General features: G+C 67.3%; 4 protein-coding genes. 2 read left to right on the top strand and 2 right to left on the bottom strand.

The features are described 5' to 3' along the window. On the top strand, positions 1-852 hold an 852-nt coding region (locus FKP22_RS22600; protein WP_141289933.1), incomplete at its 5' end, for a L,D-transpeptidase family protein. Between the two features lie 60 nt (positions 853-912). Next, positions 913-1,419, top strand: a complete 507-nt coding sequence (locus FKP22_RS22595; protein WP_141289932.1) for a DUF6265 family protein — start codon at positions 913-915, stop codon at positions 1,417-1,419. A 67-nt stretch (positions 1,420-1,486) separates the two neighbouring features. Here the strand turns inward: FKP22_RS22595 and lpdA are convergent, their stop codons facing one another. Beyond that, positions 1,487-3,316 (bottom strand): dihydrolipoyl dehydrogenase, encoded by a 1,830-nt coding sequence (lpdA, locus tag FKP22_RS22590; RefSeq protein ID WP_141289931.1) that lies wholly within the window; start codon positions 3,314-3,316, stop codon positions 1,487-1,489. 13 nt (positions 3,317-3,329) lie between these two features. After that, on the bottom strand, positions 3,330-4,291 hold a 962-nt coding region (locus FKP22_RS22585; protein WP_211361526.1), incomplete at its 5' end, for a 2-oxo acid dehydrogenase subunit E2.

The following is a 4,291-nucleotide window of genomic DNA, read 5'->3' as shown; positions in this document are numbered from 1 at the left end:
CGCCTGCACGCGCTGCAGCAGCGCCCGCCCGCCGGTCTGGTACCGGCCGAGCTGGTGCGGCTACCAGCCTCGGTGCCGCATGCCATCGTGGTGGACGCCTCGCGCTCACGCCTGTACCTGTTCCGCCATGACGTGCAAGGGCTGCAACTGGTACAGGACTTTTATGTCTCGGTCGGCAAGCAGGGCGTGGATAAGCAAGCCGAGGGCGACCAGAAAACGCCGCTGGGGGTGTACTACACGCTGAACGCCGTGGCGCCCGCGCAGTTGGACATCCGCTTCGGTGCCGGTGCGCTGCCGCTGAACTACCCGAACGCGCTGGACCGCAACGACGGCCGCACCGGCAGCGGCATCCTGCTGCATGGCGTGCCGATCGGCACCTACTCCCGCCCACCGCTGGACAGCGACGGCTGCGTGGCGATGGCCAACGACGACCTGCTGCGCCTGATGGCCACGCTGCCCGAACGCGACACGCCCGTGGTCATCACCCGCGAGATCCACTGGGTGGCGCCTGCCCAGGCCGGCGCTTTGCCAGCCAGCTTCGAGCAGGCCTGGAGCGCCTGGCAGCGCGCGCGGCTGCAAGGCACGCCCGCGCTGCTGGACCCGCTGTACGCACCCAATGCCACACTGGCCGTCACCGGCGAACAGGCCGAGCGCTTTCGCAGCCGGCTGCAGGTGCCACCGGCCGCGGTCGACGAAGTGAGCGTGCTGACCTGGCACGACCACACGCCCATGCTGGTCGTGACCTTCCGCGAACGCGCGGGCGCCACAGTCAAGCGCGACCGCGTGGTGCGCCAGTACTGGGGCCAGCAAGGCGCGGACTGGCGCATCGTCGCCGAAGGCCCGGTGCGCTGAGCGTCTGGTCGCGCAAGCGCGGCCGGACCACAATCTCCGGCATCACTGCCGGAGCCGCTCATGTTCCCTGCTTCACGCCAGTGGCCGGCCGCGCTGGCCAGCGCCACCTTGCTGGTGGTCACCAGTCCAACCCTGCACGGCCAGGTCACCGCTGACCCGTTCACCCCGGTGGCCTGGCTGGCCGGCTGCTGGCAGCTCGACGGCGGCGAAGCCGGCACGGTGGAGCAATGGATGGCGCCGGCCGGCGGCGCAATGCTGGGCATGAGCCGTACGCTGCAGCGCGGCCAGCTGCGCGAGTTCGAGTTCATGCAGTTCCAGCTGGACGCGAGCGGCAAGCTCAGCTTCGTGGCGCAGCCGCAAGGCCGGCCGCCGACCGCCTTTGCGCTGGCCGCCGCCGGTGAGCGCCAGGCGCGCTTCAGCAACCCGCAGCACGACTTCCCGCAGACGGTGATCTACCAGGCGGTGGGCAACGACCGGCTGCTGGCGCGCATCGAAGGCCCACGGAACGGCGAGTTGCGTGGCATCGACTTTCCGATGAAGCGCATCGCCTGCGACGGGCCGCGCTGAGCTGGAAATGAAAAGGAGCCGGCCCTTGCGGGTGCGGCTCCTCGGGGTTTTGCGGAGAAGCGCCGAATCAGCGCTTCTGCGGCGGCAGGTCCGTGCAGGAGCCATGTGCCACTTCCGCCGCCATGCCTAGGCTTTCTCCCAGCGTCGGGTGCGGGTGGATGGTCTTGCCGATGTCCACTGCGTCCGCGCCCATCTCGATGGCCAGCGCGATCTCGCCGATCATGTCGCCGGCATGCGTGCCGACGATGCCGCCGCCCAGGATGCGGCCATGGCCGTGGGCCTCGGGCGAATCGTCGAACAGCAGCTTGGTGAAGCCTTCGTCGCGGCCGTTGGCAATGGCGCGGCCCGAGGCCGTCCACGGGAACAGGCCCTTCTTGACCTTGATGCCTTGCGCCTTGGCCTGGTCCTCTGTGAGGCCGACCCACGCGACTTCCGGGTCGGTGTAGGCCACGCTGGGGATCACGCGAGCGTCGAACTGGCTCTTGGCCAGTGCATCGTCGCCCTTGATCTCACCGGCGATGACTTCCGCGGCGACGTGGCCTTCATGGACCGCCTTGTGCGCCAGCATCGGCTGGCCCACCAGGTCGCCAATGGCGAAGATGTGGCGCACGTTGGTGCGCATCTGCACATCGACCGGGATGAAGCCACGGTCGCCAACGGCCACACCGGCGTCTTCAGCGCCGATCTTCTTGCCGTTGGGCGTGCGGCCCACGGCCTGCAGCACCAGGTCGTAGGTCTGCTCGCTCTTGGTCCCGTCAGCCGCCTCGAACTGCACCTTGATGCCTTCGGGCGTGGCTGTCGCACCCACGGTCTTGGTCTTCAACATGATGTTGTCGAAGCGTGGCGCATTGAGCTTCTGCCAGACCTTCACCAGGTCGCGGTCGGCGCCCTGCATCAGGCCATCCAGCATTTCGACCACGTCCAGGCGCGCACCCAGCGTGGAGTACACCGTGCCCATTTCCAACCCGATGATGCCGCCACCGACGATCAACATCTTCTTCGGCACCGCCTTCAGGTTCAGCGCGCCGGTGGAGTCGACGATGCGCTCGTCCTGCGGGAAGAACGGCAGGCGCACCGCCTGCGAGCCGGCGGCGATGATGGCGTTGTTGAAGCGAACGACCTTCTTCGCGCCGGTCTTGGCCTGGCCCTCCGCACCTTCGGTCTCTTCGACCTGCAGGTGGTACGGATCGATGAACTGGCCGACGCCGCGCACGGTCGTGACCTTGCGCATCTTGGCCATGGCCGTGAGGCCGCCTGTCAGCTTGCCGACGACCTTGTCCTTGTGGCCGCGCAGCTTGTCGATGTCCAGCTCGGGCGCGCCGAACTCGACGCCGAGGGCTGCCATGTGGCTGACTTCGTCCATCACCGCGGCCACGTGCAGCAGCGCCTTGGACGGGATGCAGCCGACGTTCAGGCAGACGCCGCCCAGCGTGGCGTAACGCTCGACGATGACGACCTTCAGGCCGAGGTCAGCAGCGCGGAAGGCGGCGGAGTAGCCGCCAGGGCCGGCGCCGAGCACGACGAGGTCGCATTCGAGGTCGACCGCGCCGCTGTACGAGCCCGCAGGTGCGGGTGCGCTCACAGCGGTGGGCGCCGGAGCCGGAGCCGGTGCGGGTGCGGAAGCCGCGGCTGCAGGTGCAGGTGCCGCAGCGCCTGCTTCGGCCGCTTCCAGCATCAGGATCGCCGAGCCCTGGTTGACCACATCGCCCACCTTCAGCTTCAGTTCCTTGACCACGCCGGCGTGCGACGACGGGATTTCCATCGAGGCCTTGTCGCTCTCCACCGTGATCAGGCTCTGGTCGGCTTTCACCGTGTCGCCGGGCTTGACCAGCAACTCGATGACGCCCACGTCCTTGAAGTCGCCAATGTCCGGGACTTTCACTTCGATCAGTGCCATGTCGTGCTCCTGATCAAAGTGCGATGCGGCGGAAGTCCGCCAGCAACGAAGCGAAATACACATTGAATCGAGCGGCTGCGGCGCCGTCGATCACGCGGTGGTCCCAGCTCAGCGACAGCGGCAGGATCAGGCGCGGCTGGAAGGCCTTGCCGTCCCATACCGGCTCGATGCTGCTCTTGCAGACGCCCATGATGGCGACTTCAGGCGCGTTGATGATGGGCGTGAAGTACTTGCCGCCAATGCCACCCAGGCTGGAGATGCTGAAGCAGCCGCCGCTCATGTCGGCCGGACCCAGCTTGCCGTCGCGTGCCTTCTTGGCCAGGTCGCTCATTTCCTGGCTGATCTGGAAGATGCCCTTCTTGTCGGCATCCTTGATCACCGGCACCACAAGGCCATTGGGCGTGTCCGCCGCAAAGCCGATGTGGAAGTACTGCTTCATCACCAGCTTCTGCGCGTCGCCCTCGCCTTCCAGGCTGGCGTTGAACTCGGGGAACTTCTTCAGCGCGGCCACGGTGGCCTTGATCATGAAAGCCAGCATCGTGACCTTGATGCCGCTCTTCTCGTTTTCCTTGTTGAGCTGCACGCGGAAGGCTTCCAGATCGGTGATGTCCGCGTCGTCGTGGTTGGTGACGTGCGGGATCACGACCCAGTTGCGGTGCAGGTTGGCGCCGGAGATCTTCTTGATCCGGCTCATGTCCTTGCGCTCGATCGGGCCGAACTTCTCGAAGTCCACCTTGGGCCATGGCAACAGGCCCGGGAAGGCGCCGCCGCCCGTCGCCGCTGCAGGTGCCTTGGCCTTTTGCGCGACCGTCTGCACCGCGCCGGCCATCACGTTCTTGACGAAGCCTTCGAGGTCGCCCTGGGTGATGCGACCCTTGGGGCCGGAGCCCTTGACCTCGGCCAGCGGCACGCCCAGTTCACGGGCGAACTTGCGGATGCTGGGCGAGGCGTGCGGCAATTGGCCATTGGGCGTGC

This window comes from Ideonella azotifigens (genome assembly GCF_006519715.1).
Lineage (GTDB): Bacteria > Pseudomonadota > Gammaproteobacteria > Burkholderiales > Burkholderiaceae_C > Ideonella > Ideonella azotifigens.
Note: the sequence above shows the minus strand (reverse complement) of the source record. Positions and strands in the feature narration are given on the sequence as shown.